The organism is Geothrix paludis, assembly GCF_022808815.1.
Taxonomy (GTDB): Bacteria; Acidobacteriota; Holophagae; order Holophagales; family Holophagaceae; genus Geothrix; species Geothrix paludis.
In genome coordinates this window covers 251,681-266,998 of record NZ_JAKZLC010000001.1, presented here as the reverse complement: position 1 = coordinate 266,998, position 15,318 = coordinate 251,681, and the positions used below count along the sequence as shown (strand labels likewise).

The window sequence follows — 15,318 nt, the reverse complement described above, 5'->3', positions numbered from 1 at the left end:
GTCAGGGCATCACGAGATCGTCGTCGGCCAAGGCCTTCTCGGTCTGGGCCTTCCGATAGGCCAGGTAGCGGTCGCGGATGCCGGCATCCGTAAGCGACAGGATCGAGGTGGCCAGCAGGGCGGCGTTGATGGCGCCGGCCTTGCCGATGGCCAGAGTACCTACCGGAATGCCCGCGGGCATCTGCGCCGTGGACAGCAAGGCGTCCATGCCCTCCGTGGCCCAGCCCTTCATGGGCACGCCCAGCACCGGCAGGTGCGTCTTGCTCGCGCAGACGCCCGCCAGGTGCGCTGCCCCGCCCGCCGCCGCGATGATCACCTTCATGCCGCGGCCTTCGGCGCCCTTGCAGAACTCGACCACCTTCTCCGGCGTGCGGTGCGCGCTGGCCACATGGGCCTCGAAGGGGATCCCCAGCGCCTTGAGCGTCAGCGCCGTGTGCTGCATGGTCTCCCAGTCGTTCTTGGATCCCATCAGGATGCCCACCAGGGGAGTCGTCGTCATGGTCGCCTCTCAATCACCAGGGGCCAGGAGGGCCGCCTTGGGAAGGGCCATTCTAGCGGAGCCCGAGGGCGCCTCCTACCACCTCGACCACCCCAGCGCCCAGAGGATGCCCAGGAAGGCCAGGGCTTCGCGGTCGTCGTCATCCATGCGCTGGTTCCGCTCGCGGAGCTCCTCGGGGCCGGGGCCGCGCATGACGACACGGTGGGTGTCCTGGGCGGGATCCTCCAGCAGCACCCAGTCGGGGGCCGTGCGGCCCACCACGGCAGCGCCGATGCGCGGGGCGGCGCCCTGGGCGCCGGGCTTCCAGCGCACTTCCAGGGGCTCCCACTGCCCGGCGTTCATCACGCGCCAGGAGCCTTCGGCCGGCACCGCGGCGAGGTCCAGCACCGCGTCGCGGTCCAGGAACCGCACGATGAGCCGCGCCTGCGGCGCCGCCACGGCCTCCGGCTTCCGACAACCAAGACCGGCCAGCAGGAGGAATGCCACCATCAGCCACCGCATCCGATCCCTCCGGCCCCCATTCTGAGTCTTTTCCCTCCTGCGCAAAGGGCACCTTTGCGCAGCCACCGGCTCCCTACTTCCGGTAGTACGCCCGGATCGCGTTGACTACGGCCACGGCGTAGCGCTCGCGGAAGCCGGGGTCGCGCAGGTTGGTGGCATCGTCCTCGTTGGTGAGGTTGGCCACTTCGATGAGGGCCTTGGTGGCGCCGGTGCTGTAGCGGATGACGGCGGGGATCCACTTGCCGCCGCCGCGGTGGATAACGTTGCGGATGGGGCGGTTGGCGTGGACGGGGATGCTGTCCTTCTGGAGGGCCGTCAGGAGGGCCTCCGAGAACTGGCGGGACCGGGCCTCGCCCTGAAGCTTCTCCCGGCCCGTGAAGGCCACGTGGCTGGAACGCCTCGCCTCGGCCACGCGGCCGGTCTTGGCGCCGCCCAGGGCGAAGGTCGAAGGCACCAGGGCGGCCCCGGGCACGTAGATCATCGATCCCCGCGCCGAAGGGTGCAGGCTGTCCGCGTGGAAGCTGAGGAAGAGCGTCTTCTGGGCATCGCCCCGGGTCCTCCGGAAGTCCGCGAAGAGGTCGTTGGCCAGCACCCAGCGCAGGTGGACGCTCACCGCAGACGGGCTTTCGCCATCCACGGCGAAGGGCGGGCTGGTGAGGATCTCCGCGGCGCGGCTGGGCGTGCGGATCGTTTCGCGGCTCCTGAAACCCAGGCCGGGGTAGCGGATGGTGCTGCTCACCTGGGCCTCGGTCTCCTGCTCCAGGAGCCGGCGCACTCGCATGGTGATGTCGTAGACGAAGTCCGATTCCCACAGACCGTTTGCCCGGGCGCCGGGGTCTACGCCGCCGTGGCCGGCGTCCAGGATGATCCGCACGCCCTTGAGCTTGGGACCAGCCTCCACGCGGGCCGTGCGGCGCACCTCGGCGCGGACCTCGCGTTCTTCCGCCAGACCCGAGCTGCCTTCGGACTGGAAGGGATCCGCCAGGTAGGCCACGGGAATCTTGACGAGCTGGCCGGGCTGGATGCCGCGCACGTCGGCGATGCCGCTGCGTTTGGCGATGAGGTCCGCCAGTTCGTTCACGCCCTTGGGATCCACGCGGTCCGTGTAGCGGATGACCACACTCGAATACAGCGCCTCGCCCTTGCGCATGCGGTAGGCGGCGTACTTGCCCTGGGCGTCCTCGCCGAAGGAGAGCAGCGCGCGATAGGCCGCCACGCGGGCCTCGTCGTCCAGTTCGTCCTCGGGCTGGGACCGGTCGGGGCCCCGGCCCGCGCCGCCGAGGTCCGCCGACAACAGGTTGCGGGGGATGCGCCAAGTGTCGCCCTCCCGCAGCTTCTCCGGCAGGTCGGGATTCTCGGCCATGAGCCGGTCGTAGTTCTGGCCGTGACCGGTGAAGAGGGCCGCCAGGGTCCAGACCGATTCCACCTCGGGGTGGCGGACGGTGTGCCGCACCTCCTCCTGCCGCCACTGGTCGTCCGGGAACAGCGCCGACAGGGCCCAGCGCTTGCCCTGGGGGCTGAGCCCCTCGAAGGCCACCCAGCCCGTGGGGTCCGCGCCCTTGGCCAGAAAGGCCTTCGGCAGGGCCTTCCCTTCGACGCTCAGCCCCTTGCGGAACTGAAGACGGAGGAGGATGGCCCGCCCTTCGGGGGTGCGGGCCTGCGCCAGCACCGGCGCGGGCTCCTGCGCCACGGCGATCACCGCGGGCAGGAGCAGGAGCGCCGCGCCCCCCAGGCCTGCCGGCATGCGGAGGCTCACGCCTGCCGGTATGCGGAGGCTCACGCCTCCCACGGGGCCTCGCCCGTGGGCAGCGCCTCGCCGGAGCGTCCGGCCCGCACCCAGGCGCGGAAGGATTCCTGGAGGCCCTCGGGATCCTCCGAGCGGGCGCGGAGGAAGATCGCCAGGCGGCGCTCCAGGTGGCCAGCACCTTCCTCCAGCAGGAAGAGCCGGTCGTGGAGCCGCTCGTGGGGGGCCTTGCCGGTGCTGGGCGGCAGCTTGAGCGTGCCCATGTCCAGCGTGGCGGCGTTGAGTGTGAACACCCACTCCAGGTCGCCGGAGAGGATGCGCAGCTTCATCTTCGCGGGGCGCATGCCCCGGCCCAGGGCTTCGAAGGCTTCGCGACTTTCCGAGGGGTTACCCTTGCGGAGGCTGATCTCTTTCACCTCGCCACGCTCGGAGGCCAGCTGGATGGCGTCGTCCACGAAGCAGCCGGAGCCGTCGCCGTCTTCGCCGCTGGCGCCGCCCTCGGTCATGCTCTTCATCCACAACCAGAGCAGGAACTCTTCGCCGAGAAAGCGGCCCTGCTCCATCAGTTCAAGCGGCTTCACCTAGGCCTCCTCGACTTCGAGATCCAGCGGATCCAGGGCCATCAGGCCCTCCACGGGCAGTTCGGGGCACAGCCGTCCGGCCAGCACCAGGGGCGCCAGGGGATGGACCTCGCACCCAAAGGACTTGATGAAGAGGCTCGTGAGCGCGCCCTGGGCCTTGCTGGAGGAGGCCGTGGTCCAGAGGATGCCGCCCTTCAGGTCCCAGGCCACCTCCACCACCTTGGGCGTGGGCAGCACCTTGCGCAGCAGCTCGGCCTTCACCTCGTCCTGCAGGGAGATGCGGGCCTCCTTGCCGATGAAGGCCAGGTCCTTCTCCTTCTGGATGGTCTGCAGGCGGAGCTCCACATGGGCCTTCAGCAGCGTGGCCGGGACCCGGCGCGTGTCGATGCGGAGGCCGAAGACCGCGAAGCGCTCCTGGCTGACCCAGTTCTCGTCAGGCGGGGTGATGAGCGGGTTGCGCCAGTCGCACCAGCCGATGCGCTCCTCTTCAGAACCATCCTGGAAGGGACGGAATTGATCCTGTTCCAGGCCCGCCTGGAGATCCTTGGGATCGGGCACGGGACCCAGCACCAAGAAGCGTTTGAGAGACACGGTCCCTTGAAGCATGCTCATGAGGCGCCGCCTCCGAAAAGTCCCCGCAGGCGGCCCCAGATACCGCTGGCATGATCCCGGGCATCCGGGCGCAGCAGGTCCAGGGGCTCTCCCCTCGCGGGCAGGGGAAGGGAGGGGTCGTTGAGGACCAGGACCACGCCGGTGACGTTGTCCCGCCCACCCCGCGCAATGGCCTCTTCCACCAGCAGCTCCAGGCTGCGCCGGGGGCTGAGGCTCTGATCCAGCACCGTCCGGATGTGGCCGTCGCCCACCTCGCCGTGGAGCCCGTCGGAGCAGCAGAGGAGCCGGTCCCCCCGCCGCAGGGTGAGCCGGGAGAGGGCCACCTTCAGCGGCTGGGGCGAGCCCAGGGCCTGGGTGATCATGTTGCGCTGGGGATGGGTGCGCGCCTGCTCCCGGGTGAGGGTGCCCTGGGCGACCATGTCGTTCACGAGGGTCTGGTCCTCCGTGATCTGGTGGAGGGCGCCTTGGCGCAGCAGATAGGCTCTGGAGTCACCGATCTGAGCCACGTAGGCGCAACCGCCCCAGATGACCGCGGCCGTGAGCGTGGAGCCCATGCCCCGGGCCGTGCGGTCGTCATCGGAGTAGCGCAGGACGGCATCGCTGGCCTCCCGCACCGCGGCCTCCAGGGCCTTGACCAGGTCCGCCTCGCGGCCCTGGCCCGGCGCAAGGCGCCCCCAATGCCCGAACAGGTAGAGGGAGATCGCCGCCAGCCCCTCGCGGCTGGCCACCTCGCCGGCGGCGGCTCCGCCCATGCCGTCGGCCACAGCTACCAGCAGGCCCGGCTCGCCCACTTTCAACGAGTTGGCGGGCGCATTGATGATGGGCTCTTCGCCATCCAATGCGCTCAGCAGGTAGGCATCTTCGTTGTTCCTCCGGACTTTGCCCGGATGGGTGATCGCGGCGAAATCGATGAGCATGAGGAATGACAACCCTGGCGAGCGGCGGGTTCGGGGAGGTACGGAGGGCCCTTTCCGTTCATCATAGCGGGTGGAGGAGCGAATCTAATGGCTGAAGGCCCCACGGGAACGGATCTTCTGGACTTGTTGATCATCGGGGCGGGCCCCGCGGGCATCGCCACCGCCGTGGAGGCGCGCCGGGCGGGCATCCAGCGCCTGCTGCTGCTGGAAAAGGGGCCCAGCCACAGCTTTTCCATCGAGAAGCTCTACACCCCCGGGAAACGGGTGGACAAGGTCTACCTGGGCCAGGACGTGGATTGCGAGGGCGCGGTCTGCATCGTCGACGGCACCCGGGAGACCGTGCTGGCGACCCTGGACGACTTCGTGCGCCAGTACGGCCTGGAGATCCGCAGCCACACGGAAGTCAGCCGCATCACCCCGCTGGAGGGGGGCGGGTTCGAGGCCGCGGATGCGCAAGGGACCCTCTACCGGGCAAAGACCGTGGTCATCGCCATCGGCGTGTTCGGCCGGCCCAACAAGCCGGACTATCCCATTCCGGCCAGCCTCAAGGGCCATGTCCGCTTCGACCTCACGGAGGCGGTTCCCGAGGGGGAGCGCGTGCTGGTGGTGGGAGGCGGCAACACGGCGCTGGAATACGTGGAATACCTCTATGCGGGGCGTTCCGTGACCCTGGCCTACCGCGGGGCGGAGTTCAACAAGGCCAACGAGGTGAACCGCCGGATCCTCCAGGAACTGGAGGCCTCGCGCCAGGCTGCGGTCTGGCGGAACGCGGACATCGCCTCGCTCAAGGACACCGGGGAGGCCTCGCGGGTCGAGGTCCTCTTCAAGGACGGCCGGACGGCCCGGTTCAACCGGGTGGTCTACGCCCTGGGCGGCGCCACGCCGGAGGGATTCCTGCGCCAGGCCGGAGTCGAGTTGGACGGCAGGCACCCCCAGGTGGACCACCGGTACCACTCCACCGTCCACGGCCTCTTCCTGGCGGGCGACCTGGTGGCGGGCGGGAGAGGTTCCATCGTCAAGGCCTTCAACACGGGTCGGGCCGTGGTCTGGGAGGGACTCTGCCAGGGGCACCTGGAATGCCGGATTCCGGGGTCTGAGGCCCGGCTTTGACGGACTGCCTCGCCATCCTCGGGCCGGGCGCCCTCGGCCTGTCCACGGCCCAGTGGGCGGCCGAGTGCGGGCTGGAAGTGCGGCTTCTGGGCCGGGATCTGGCGCATGCCCACCACGGACTGCAAGAGGTGGAACGACGCTGGAAGGCAGCCCTGGAGAAGGGCACCTTGTCGCCCGAGGCCCATGGGCACGCCCGGACCAGAATCCATGCGGCCCCTTTTGGACCGAAGGCCATGGAGCACGTGAACATCTTCCTGGAGGCCCTGCCCGAAGATCCCGCCGTGAAAGCCCCGGCCCTGGCCGAAGCCGCCCGCTGGGGCGCCGCAAACCTGCTGCTGCTGTCCGGCACCTCGGCTCTGCCCATCTCCGGTCTGGCGGAAGCCGCGCGGATCCCCGGGCGCCTCCTGGGCTTCCATCTCTTCGTGCCCGTGCCCCGCATGGCGGTGGCGGAAGTCGCGGTGCCTCCCGGGGCCACGCCGGATCTGCTGGCCCGCGCCCGGACCCTCGGCCTGGCCCTGCGCAAGCGGGTGGTGGTCGTGAGGGACCAGCCCGGATTCGCCGCGGCCCGCATGGCTCTGGCCCAGGGGCTGGAGGCCATGCGGCTGCTGGAGGCCGAGGTAGCCACCGCGGAGGACCTGGATGCGCTCATGACCCTGGGCTACGGCCACCCCGCCGGGCCCCTGGAGCTATCGGACCGCGTCGGCCTGGACCTGCGTCTGCGGATCGCGGAGGGGCTCTTCCAGAGCTCCGGAGACGCCCGTTACGAACCGCCAGCCCTGCTTCGGCAGCTGGTGGCCCGGGGAGAGACCGGCCGGAAAGCGGGGAAGGGTTTCTACAGCTGGGACCCAGACGGGAGGCGCCGATGAGCCCCACCATTCTCGTGGTCGGAGGCCTGGTCCTCCTGTTCGTGATCTACGTCGCATATCGGATCGGCAAGGTCCTGCTGCGGGTCTTCGTGGGCCTGGCCGCGCTGGCTCTGCTAAGCTGGGGGCTCTGGAAACTGTTCCATTCCTGAATCTCCAGCCTTCCCGAGGAGCAAGCATGGCCGCCATCTCCTGCACCCACTGCGGCGCCGATCTGACCGCCCCCCAAAGCGTGCGCATCGCCGAATACCACTTCGGCCGCCTGGAGAAGGTCTCGGAGGATCCCGGGTTCAAGTACCACTTCGAGCAGGCGGACAACTTCACCATCCTCTGCAACAGCTGCAAGCGCCTCGTCCGCACCCTCCCCATCACCAAGTAGTTTCTTCTTACCCAAAAGGAAACGGCCCCGTTCGGGGCCGTTTCCTTTTGGGTGGCGCCGGACTACTGGCGCAGCACCCGCGGCGTGATGAAGATCAGCAGCTCGCTGTTCGATTCGGCCTTGGTGTCCCGACGGAAGAGGAAGCCCAGGAGCGGGATCTTCGACAGGAAGGGAACGCCGGCCCGGCCTGTCGAGTGGTTCGTGATGTAGACGCCACCCAGCACCGCGGTGCCGCCATCCCGCACGAGCATCTGGGTTTCCAGGGCCTTGCGGAGGATGGTGGGAGTGCCGTTCACGGTGCGGCTGAAATCGGCCTCAGCCTTCTCCAGCTTGATGTCCATGATGATGGTGCCCTCGTTGGTGATCTGGGGCGTGACATCGAGCTGCAGGTTCGCGTCCACGAAGGCCACGGTGATCGCGCCGCCGGCCGCGCCGCCCTGCTGGGTGGGATAGGGGATCTTCTCACCGCTGAGGATGGTGGCCTTCTTGTTGTTCTGGGTCACCACCTTCGGAGAGGACACGATCTTGACCGTGCCGTCCGACTCCAGACCTTGCAGGACAGCATTGATGCTCAGACGGTTGCTGAGGAAGGAAAGCCACAGCTCACCCGCGGGAGCGGCGATGGACGTGACGCCAGGCATGCCCGGAGACCACGCCACGGAGGCGTGCTGGCCCGAGGCCGTGCGCGTGTAGCCCTGGATGCCATTCCAGAAAGGAGCCTGGCTGCCCACCCACGGTCCCCCGAGGGTGGCGTTGCCACTGTCGGCTTGGGGCCATTTGACGCCGAACTGGCGCTGCCAATCCTTGTTGGCTTCCACCACGCGGGCTTCGATCTGCACCTGCTGGATCTGGACATCCAGGGTGTCCAGCAGTTCAGAGATGACGGGAATGCGGGAAGGCAGGTCCGTGATGATGAGGGTGTTGGTGCGGTCATCCAGGATGGCCGAACCGCGCTTGGTCATCATCTCCTTGAGGATCCTCTGGACATCGCTCACCTTCGCGTAGGAGAGAGGGCGGGTGATGGTTTGGAGTTCGCCGGCAAGGGCCTTCGTCTCCTCCAGCCGCTTGCGCTCTTCCTCTTCCTTCTGAAGCTTGTCCATCCTGGCTACGCGCAGGACACCGTTCTGAATCTCCTTGCCCAGGCTGGCGTTCTTGAGCACCACATCCAGGACCTGGTCCCAGGGAGTCTCGTTGAACTTGAATCCGTAGTTGCCCTGCACGTCCGGGTCCATCACCAGGTTCAGCTTGCCGGTGTCCGCGAGGATGCGGAGGAAGTCCCGGATATCCGTGTTCTGGAGGTCGATGGTGATCTTGGCGCCGGTGTACCTGGTGGTGGTCTCACCGAGGGTGCGGCCTGCGTAGCGGTTGTGGGCCGGAGCCTGGGTCTTCTCGGCTTCGGGCAGCTGCACGGCTTCGGGACTCGCCACCGGGAGGGCCGTGGAAGCGGCCAGCTGGGGCAGAAGCTGGAAGGAACCACCCATGGCCGGGAGGCTGGCCAAGGGCTTGGACGCGGCAGCGGATGTCGGAGTGGGTGCATTCACCGGGGTGGAGGCGACAACCATAGGAGCCGAAGCCTTGATGGCCGTCGGAAGCGGCAGAACCTCAGGGCGGTAGATGCCCTCGAGATGAGCCTGCACGGGACCCGCGCCGGGATTCAGCATCAGCTGGACCCCCTCGGGGTTGCTGCCCACCACCACCTGGGTGCCGGGTGCCACTTCGAGCACCAGTCGGGTCACCGGCTTAGGCGCCATCGAGAATTGGCCGAGACGGGCCTTCTGGACCAGCGGATGGGTCAGAAGGGCCAGGTCCTTCTTCGTGACGGCGGTCCCCCGCTCGACACCCGGAAGATCCAGGACCACCCGGAGGGGACTGGACAGGACCTGGATGGCGGGCTGCCCTGCCATGCCCGGGATCCGGAGCAGGACCTTGGCCCCCGCGCCGGCGGGTTCCAGGGTTGCGCCGGCCAGGACGGCCTTCGCGGCAGTGGTTTCCACGGTCGGCGAGGCGTGGAGGGACCCCGTGTGGATCCCCGCCAGGACCACGCCCCCTGCGACCAGCAAGGAACTCAGGCGAGCATTCATCGTTTACCCTCCTCACGCTTGAACGTCTTCGTGATGGTGCGGAATACAGAGCGGTTTGTGGTGTTCACGTCCCATTGACGGAACGTCACGGCCTTGTCGGTGATGCTGGCGATCTCGCCGTCCTTGAACCGGTGGCCGACTGGCAGCCAGCGGACGGTTCCGCGGCTGTCGGAGACGATGGCAAAATTCTTGCCGTCTTTTCGGATCATGCCCTTGACGGAGATATCGTCGATGAGGTCGAGCGCATCGACGGGACGATCATCCCGGGGAGTGGAAAAGGGATCCCGCTGGATGGTTGGCTTGTAGGGCGTGATCTTGATGACGGCCACGTCCTGGGCGGGGGCTTCGGGGGCCGGCGTCGCAGCTGCGGGGGCCTCGGCGGGTTTGACCACCGGACCGGTCTGGGCGGCCAGCGCGAGGCCGGCAAGCAAGGGGAGAGGCAGGAGTCGATGGATCATGGCGAGTTCCTCAATCCTCCTTGGCCCGGCCCTTGGCAGCTGGCGCCGGGGCGGGTTTCTTGGCGGGGGCAGCTGCGGCAGGTTCAGGGTTGTAGATGAAGGCGCTGACGGTGCACTTCACCGTGGCCGGATAGACGCTGCCCTTGTCAGCCTTGCGGGTGAACTCGATGTTCGAGACGTTGATGATCTTGTCGTAGCCGGAAACCAGCGAGGTGAACTGGCCGAAGGTGTGGTATCCCACCCGGAATTCGAACTCCACGGGCTTTTCCGTGTAGTAGGTGTCTCTCCGTTCGGGCTTGAGGGCGAAGGAGACCTGGTCGATGCCGGCGTCATCCGCGAGCTTCTTGATGCGATAGGGGATCTCGCCGTAGTCAGCTTCGGAGGGCATGATCTTGATCAGCTCTTCGATGCGCTTGTCCTGCTTGGCGACCTCGTCACGCAACTTCTCGTAGCTGGCCTTGAGAAGACGTCCCTTGTCCACCTCTGCCTGGAGGGTCTTCACCTCGGTCTGGACCGTTTCCAGCTCGCTCCGCTTCCCGCCGAGCAGGAAGTAGACCAAGCCGGCCACGACGATGCCCGCCACCGCGCCGACGCCGATCTGTTTCTGAAGCTGGGGATTCATGGCCTACCTCAGACAGCGTTCTGGAGTTCGAAGGAGATCGTGAAGTCGAAGGAGCCGGTGGTCCCGCGCTTCGCGCTCGGATAGTTGATCTTCTTGAACCAGCGGGTGCGGGACTGGAGGTTGCCGTAGAAGGCATTGATGGCCTCGAAATTCCGGCCCTCGCCCTCGATGGTGATGAGGGCCCCCTTCTGGCTGATCTTCTTGAACCACACGTCGTCCGGCAGGCTGTTGGCGAGCTCTTCCATGAGGTGCACCGGGAGCGACTGCTGCCGCTTGAGGGTGGTCATCACCTCTTCCTTCTTCTGGAGGGCAGCCTTCTTCTCGCGGAAGGTCTTCTCCAGGGCGATGTAAGGCTCGTACTGCTTCTTGTCGCGCTCCAGGTCGGCCTTCTGCTTCTCGGCCTTGGTGAGGAGGCTGTTCAGCCAGACGTAGTAGACGCCGCCGCAGGCCGCGATCGCCAGGCCCACCACCACACCGGCGATGGGCAGGCTCGAGCGGCTTCCGCCTTCACCCGTATAGACCTGGACGGGTTCGGCGGCCGCCTTGCTGGCCCCCTTCTTTCCCCCGGCCTGAGCCAGAGCGTCACCCAGCAGGTTGATCTTGATCATCGGTCCCCCACTTGGCGCAAGGCCAGCCCGACCACGACGGTGGCACCGCCGCCGATCTCGCGAACCGTCATGGGATCCTCGGTCCGACCATCGATCTCAACGAGCTGGAAGGGATTGAAGCGGTCCACGGAAACCCGCAGCCGATCGCCCAGCACATCCATCAGTCCATGGATCATAGAGCCGCCCCCGCTGACGAGCACGCGATCGAGGCGGTCCACCTTGAAACTGCTCTTGAAGAAATCGAGGGTCCGGCTGAGTTCATCCGCGAAGGCGTCCGACACGGCATTGATCGATGGCTGGACTTCGTCCGGTTGGTGCCCTTCGGCGGCCTGGTTCCGCTTCAACTGCTCGGCGCCCTCCCGGGTCACGCCCCAGTCCTCCATCAGCTTCTCGGAGTAGCGGCTGCTGCCCCAGGCCATGTCGCGCCAGAACACCGATTTGCCTCCCACCATCATGGTGAGGTTGGTGAAGGTGGCGCCTAGGTTGACCAGGGCGACGACTTCGTCGCGCCCGCCTCCCATGGTGTTGGCTTCGTAGGCGTTCTGGATGGCGAACACGTCTACGTCCACCACTTTGGGGCTGTACCCCGCCTGGGACACGCAGCTGACGTAGGCCTCCAGCTTGTCCTTGCGGCAGGCCACCAGCACCACATCCATGTTGCCGTCCGCGGCCCGCTCCTCGATGAGGTAGTAATCCAGGGCGTAGGAATCCAAACCCTGTCCAGCCGGGAAGAAGCTCTCGGCTTCCCAGCGGACGGATTCCGCCAATTCCGCCTGGCTCATGAGCGGGAATGTCACTTTTTTGACCATCACCTGCTGACCTGACACGGAGATGGCCACATCCTTGGCTTTGATTTTCTGTTCCGCCATGACCTGACGGATAGCGGAGGCCACGGCATTACTATCCATGATGTCGCCGTCCACGATGGCATCGGGGGGCAGGGCGACCCGGCCCAGCTTCTGGAGGCGGTAGCGCGACTGGCCACCCTTTCCAATCTGCTGGAGCTCACAGACTTTCACCGAGCTGGATCCGATATCCAAGCCAACAAGACTTTTGGGTTTGCTTCCGAAGAGACCCACCGGATGCCTCACTTGGAGAATAAAGGTATTGGAGATGGTAGCGCTGGAATGGATTAGGTCAAGGTTAACTATTTTTGCGTCAGGTCAATTCAGGGCCAAGACCGACCAGGATGGCGGTGATATTGTCCTCGCCACCCTGCTCTCGGGCAGCCAGAACAAGTGATTCCACAGCCTCTTGAAGGTTCGAGGACTGCGTCACGATGTCCCAGATCTGTCTATCGCCGATCATTCCTGACAGGCCATCAGAGCAAAGCAAAAGTCGCTCCGTTTTGCCCAGCTCCAGGTTCTGGACTTCAATATCCAGGTCCCCCCCATTGCCCAGCGCCTGCGTGATGACGTTCCGGAAGGGGTGAACCCGGGCTTCGGAAGGCGTCAGGATGCCGCTCGCCACCTGCTCGGCCACCCAGCTGTGGTCCCGCGTCACCTGCCGGATGCCATCGGGGCCCAGCAGGTAGGCCCGGCTGTCCCCCACATGGGCCAGGGTCACCTGCGAGTTGTGAAGCAGACCGGCCACCACGGTGGAACCCATGGTCTCCCGCTCGGGATTGCGGCGGATATCCTCAGCGATCGCGCGATCCGACAGAAGCAGCGCCGCCCTGAGCCGGTTCCCGTCGTAGGAGAGGTTGGGGTCGTACTCCATGGGCCAGGTGCGGTCCTTCTCCCGGGTATCACCCACGAACTTGGCCACGGTGTCCACGACAATCTGGCTGGCCACCTCACCGGCCGCGTGTCCGCCGAGCCCGTCCGCCACGACGAAAAGCCCCAGGTCCGCATCGGCCAGGTAGCTGTCCTCGTTGTGCTTCCGGACACAACCGACATCGGTCTTGCCCGCGGCGTGGATCCTCATGGTCAACCCTTTCCCGTCAATCGGCCCCAGAGGTCCTTCAGTTGATCCACGAGACCCGGCTGGCCGGCCGGGGTGGTCTGGACCTTCCCCTTCTGGCCCGCGGCCCCAGCAGCCCCCTTCCCGCCCCTGGGGGCGGTCTGCCGAAGTTTCGGATGGTTGGGGGCGATCTCGCGGGCGGTCTCGAGGTGACGCTGCGCACGGGCCACCATCCCCAGCGTCCGGAAGTGGGTGGCCAGGCGTAGGTGGCTGTCCACATCCCGCGGGGCCAACCGGACCGCTGCCTCCAGCGCCTTCACCACCATGCGGAGATCGCCGCCGCTCTGCTCCAGGATCGTGGCCAGCAATGCGTGGTACTGCGGTTTCTTGCCGTCCATCCGGATCGCGTACTGGATGAGGGCCTGCGCCTGGTCCACCCGGCCCGCATCAAAAGCCTCCTTGGCCAGCGCCGCCCAGTCCTCGGCGGTGCGCTCCGGCGCGGCCTCGGCATCCTTTTCCTTTCCGGGCGGCGTAGAGGCCGCCACCGGGGTTTTTGGCAGCTGCTGCATCACGGCGAGGCGTTTCCCTGGATCCTTCAGGATGCTGAAGGCCTCCGCCAGGTCCCGGAACCTCGCTTCGGCCTCCACTTTTGCGGCGCCGGTGTACCGGTCCGGGTGCCACTGCTTGGCCAGCCGGTGGTACGCGGCCTTGATGTCCTCAGGAGAGGCATCGGAAGGGATTTCCAGCACATCGAAAGGATTCATGGGGGTCCACAGGGCACCCTGCGCCAGCGCATCGCATGGGGATGGAAGAACAGGGCTTGAGCAGAGGATGGTAGCCTATTTCCATCCCGCGTGCAGGCTTTTGGACCACGAAACATGGCGGAATCTCACCAGGAGGCGGTGGTGGCCAGGCCCGTCCAGACTGGAAGAAGCGCCAGCGTGATGGCACAGTAGAAGGTTCCACGGGAGCGCGCATGGCGTTGGGCAAGGCAATGGACTGGCGTGGAGGCCTGGATGCCGGCGACCTGTCCTCCGAGAGCCTGGTGCTTGCCGCCTTCGACCGCATCCGAAACCTGGACGGCACCCTCCACGCCATCCTGGCCGTCGATGAGCCGCGCAGCCTCGAACTGGCCCGGGACGCCGACCGGCGTCTGCGGGCTGGCGAGCGGACCCCGGTGCTCGGCATGCCTGTCGTCCTCAAGGACAACCTCCACTGGTCCGGGCTTCCCATGACGTGCGGCTCCCGGGTGCTCGAAGGCTACGTCGCCCCCTACGACGCCACCGTGGTTCGCCGATTGATCCAGGCGGGGGCGGTTCCCATCGCCAAGGCCAACCTGGATGAGTTCGCCATGGGCTCCAGCGGCGAGTACAGCGCCTTCGCCCCCGCCCGGAATCCCTGGGACACCTCCCGGGTGCCCGGCGGCAGCAGCAGCGGTTCCGTCGTGGCCGTGGCCGCCGGCTACGCGCCCCTGGCCCTGGGCAGCGACACGGGGGGCTCGGTGCGCCTGCCCGCCAGCTTCTGCAACGCGACGGCCCTGCGACCCACCTACGGCGCCCTCAGCCGCTACGGGCTCACGGCCATGGCTTCCAGTCTGGATCAGGTGGGACCCATCGCCGCCACCGCCGCGGACCTGGCGTTGGCCTTCAGCGTCATGGCCGGCGCCGATCCCCTGGACAGCACATCAATGGACCTGCCGGGCGTGGAGCGTCTGGCGCGCCTCCACCCCCTGGACCTGAAAGGCCTCTGCATCGGCCTTCCGAAGGAGTACTTCGCCGACGGCCTGGAACCCGGCATCCGGGCTCTCCTCGACGCCGCCCTCCGGGTCTTCGAAAGCCAGGGCGCGAAGCTGGTGGAGGTGGACCTCCCCCATACCCGCTACGCCATCGATACGTACTACCTGCTCTGCACCAGCGAGGTCTCCAGCAACCTCAGCCGTTTCGATGGCGTGCGGTACGGCCTCCGGGAGCCTTCACCCGAAGGCGGCCTGCCGGGGATGATCGCCCGAACCCGGGACGCGGGCCTGGGCGATGAGGTCAAGCGCCGGATCCTCCTGGGGACCTTCTGCCTATCGAAGGGTTATTATGACGCCTTCTATATGAAGGCCCTCAAGGCGAGGGCCCTCATTACCGCCGATTTCCATGCCGCCTTCGCCAAGGCCGATATCCTGGCCTCCCCCGTCAGCCCGGGCACCGCTTTCCCCTTCGGCGCCAAGACGGACGACCCCATGTCCATGTATCTGGCCGATGTCTTCACCGTACCCACCGCCCTGGCGGGACTCCCCTGCCTGTCCATGCCGGCGGGCCTCTCCGGCGGCCTTCCGGCCGGCATCCAACTCATTGGGCCGGCCCTTTCGGATGTCCGCCTGCTGGAGGCGGCCCACGCCTTCCAGTCCCTGACCCGCCACCACCTCGAAACCCCGACCCTGTCCGCATAGGAGC

18 protein-coding genes are annotated in these 15,318 nt (G+C 67.0%); 5 read left to right on the top strand and 13 right to left on the bottom strand.

Annotation, left to right across the window (positions count from 1 at the left end; genetic code table 11):
* Nucleotide 1: 1 nt before the first annotated feature.
* From purE to MLE64_RS01225, 6 genes are all read right to left on the bottom strand, one after another.
* Nucleotides 2–499, bottom strand: coding sequence for a 5-(carboxyamino)imidazole ribonucleotide mutase (gene purE, locus MLE64_RS01250; RefSeq protein ID WP_243314952.1), 498 nt, complete (start codon nucleotides 497–499; stop codon nucleotides 2–4).
* Between the two features lie 75 nt (nucleotides 500–574).
* Complete coding sequence (locus MLE64_RS01245; RefSeq protein ID WP_243314949.1) at nucleotides 575–1,000, bottom strand: hypothetical protein; 426 nt, start codon at nucleotides 998–1,000, stop codon at nucleotides 575–577.
* Between the two features lie 73 nt (nucleotides 1,001–1,073).
* Complete coding sequence (locus MLE64_RS15925) at nucleotides 1,074–2,780, bottom strand: N-acetylmuramoyl-L-alanine amidase family protein (protein ID WP_243314947.1); 1,707 nt, start codon at nucleotides 2,778–2,780, stop codon at nucleotides 1,074–1,076.
* A complete protein-coding gene (locus tag MLE64_RS01235) occupies nucleotides 2,777–3,325 on the bottom strand; it encodes a hypothetical protein (RefSeq protein WP_243293405.1) in 549 nt (182 codons plus the stop codon). Before MLE64_RS01235 ends, MLE64_RS15925 begins: the two co-directional genes overlap by 4 nt.
* The gene (gene rdgC / locus MLE64_RS01230) at nucleotides 3,326–3,916 is read right to left on the bottom strand and encodes a recombination-associated protein RdgC (protein ID WP_243314945.1); all 591 of its coding nucleotides are present in this window, start codon (nucleotides 3,914–3,916) and stop codon (nucleotides 3,326–3,328) included. It abuts the gene before it with no gap.
* Between the two features lie 17 nt (nucleotides 3,917–3,933).
* Nucleotides 3,934–4,854 carry a PP2C family protein-serine/threonine phosphatase gene (locus tag MLE64_RS01225; protein ID WP_243314930.1) on the bottom strand — a complete coding sequence of 307 codons (921 nt, stop codon included), beginning with the start codon at nucleotides 4,852–4,854 and terminating at the stop codon, nucleotides 3,934–3,936.
* Nucleotides 4,855–4,941: 87 nt separating this feature from the next.
* On the opposite strand from MLE64_RS01225, the gene MLE64_RS01220 reads away from it, so the two are divergent.
* From MLE64_RS01220 to MLE64_RS01205, 4 genes are read left to right on the top strand one after another with little or no spacing between them, the layout of a single operon-like run.
* Complete coding sequence (locus MLE64_RS01220) at nucleotides 4,942–5,964, top strand: NAD(P)-binding domain-containing protein (RefSeq protein WP_243314928.1); 1,023 nt, start codon at nucleotides 4,942–4,944, stop codon at nucleotides 5,962–5,964.
* Nucleotides 5,961–6,830, top strand: a complete 870-nt coding sequence (locus MLE64_RS01215) for a 3-hydroxyacyl-CoA dehydrogenase family protein (RefSeq protein WP_243314927.1) — start codon at nucleotides 5,961–5,963, stop codon at nucleotides 6,828–6,830. Before MLE64_RS01220 ends, MLE64_RS01215 begins: the two co-directional genes overlap by 4 nt.
* The gene (locus MLE64_RS01210) at nucleotides 6,827–6,979 is read left to right on the top strand and encodes a hypothetical protein (protein WP_243314925.1); all 153 of its coding nucleotides are present in this window, start codon (nucleotides 6,827–6,829) and stop codon (nucleotides 6,977–6,979) included. Before MLE64_RS01215 ends, MLE64_RS01210 begins: the two co-directional genes overlap by 4 nt.
* A gap of 26 nt (nucleotides 6,980–7,005) precedes the next feature.
* A complete protein-coding gene (locus tag MLE64_RS01205; protein ID WP_243293399.1) occupies nucleotides 7,006–7,206 on the top strand; it encodes a hypothetical protein in 201 nt (66 codons plus the stop codon).
* A gap of 62 nt (nucleotides 7,207–7,268) precedes the next feature.
* On the opposite strand, the gene MLE64_RS01200 is transcribed toward MLE64_RS01205, so the two are convergent.
* The 7 genes from MLE64_RS01200 to MLE64_RS01170 all read right to left on the bottom strand — a co-directional run bounded on the left by MLE64_RS01200 (nucleotide 7,269) and on the right by MLE64_RS01170 (nucleotide 13,641).
* A complete protein-coding gene (locus MLE64_RS01200; RefSeq protein WP_243314923.1) occupies nucleotides 7,269–9,287 on the bottom strand; it encodes a type IV pilus secretin family protein in 2,019 nt (672 codons plus the stop codon).
* Nucleotides 9,284–9,745 carry a pilus assembly protein PilP gene (locus tag MLE64_RS01195; protein ID WP_243314921.1) on the bottom strand — a complete coding sequence of 154 codons (462 nt, stop codon included), beginning with the start codon at nucleotides 9,743–9,745 and terminating at the stop codon, nucleotides 9,284–9,286. The genes MLE64_RS01200 and MLE64_RS01195 overlap by 4 nt, the downstream gene beginning before the upstream one ends.
* Nucleotides 9,746–9,755: 10 nt before the next feature.
* Complete coding sequence (locus MLE64_RS01190) at nucleotides 9,756–10,367, bottom strand: type IV pilus inner membrane component PilO (protein ID WP_243314920.1); 612 nt, start codon at nucleotides 10,365–10,367, stop codon at nucleotides 9,756–9,758.
* A gap of 8 nt (nucleotides 10,368–10,375) precedes the next feature.
* The gene (locus tag MLE64_RS01185) at nucleotides 10,376–10,975 is read right to left on the bottom strand and encodes a PilN domain-containing protein (RefSeq protein WP_243314919.1); all 600 of its coding nucleotides are present in this window, start codon (nucleotides 10,973–10,975) and stop codon (nucleotides 10,376–10,378) included.
* On the bottom strand, nucleotides 10,972–12,054 hold the full coding sequence (gene pilM / locus MLE64_RS01180; RefSeq protein ID WP_341482248.1) for a type IV pilus assembly protein PilM: 1,083 nt from the start codon (nucleotides 12,052–12,054) through the stop codon (nucleotides 10,972–10,974). The genes MLE64_RS01185 and pilM overlap by 4 nt, the downstream gene beginning before the upstream one ends.
* A 79-nt stretch (nucleotides 12,055–12,133) precedes the next feature.
* Complete coding sequence (locus tag MLE64_RS01175; RefSeq protein WP_243314914.1) at nucleotides 12,134–12,901, bottom strand: Stp1/IreP family PP2C-type Ser/Thr phosphatase; 768 nt, start codon at nucleotides 12,899–12,901, stop codon at nucleotides 12,134–12,136.
* A gap of 2 nt (nucleotides 12,902–12,903) precedes the next feature.
* The gene (locus MLE64_RS01170; protein ID WP_243314906.1) at nucleotides 12,904–13,641 is read right to left on the bottom strand and encodes a J domain-containing protein; all 738 of its coding nucleotides are present in this window, start codon (nucleotides 13,639–13,641) and stop codon (nucleotides 12,904–12,906) included.
* 212 nt (nucleotides 13,642–13,853) lie between these two features.
* Here MLE64_RS01170 and gatA point away from each other — a divergent pair, with 212 nt between their 5' ends.
* The gene (gene gatA / locus MLE64_RS01165) at nucleotides 13,854–15,314 is read left to right on the top strand and encodes an Asp-tRNA(Asn)/Glu-tRNA(Gln) amidotransferase subunit GatA (RefSeq protein ID WP_243314903.1); all 1,461 of its coding nucleotides are present in this window, start codon (nucleotides 13,854–13,856) and stop codon (nucleotides 15,312–15,314) included.
* The last annotated feature ends 4 nt before the right edge of the window (nucleotides 15,315–15,318 follow it).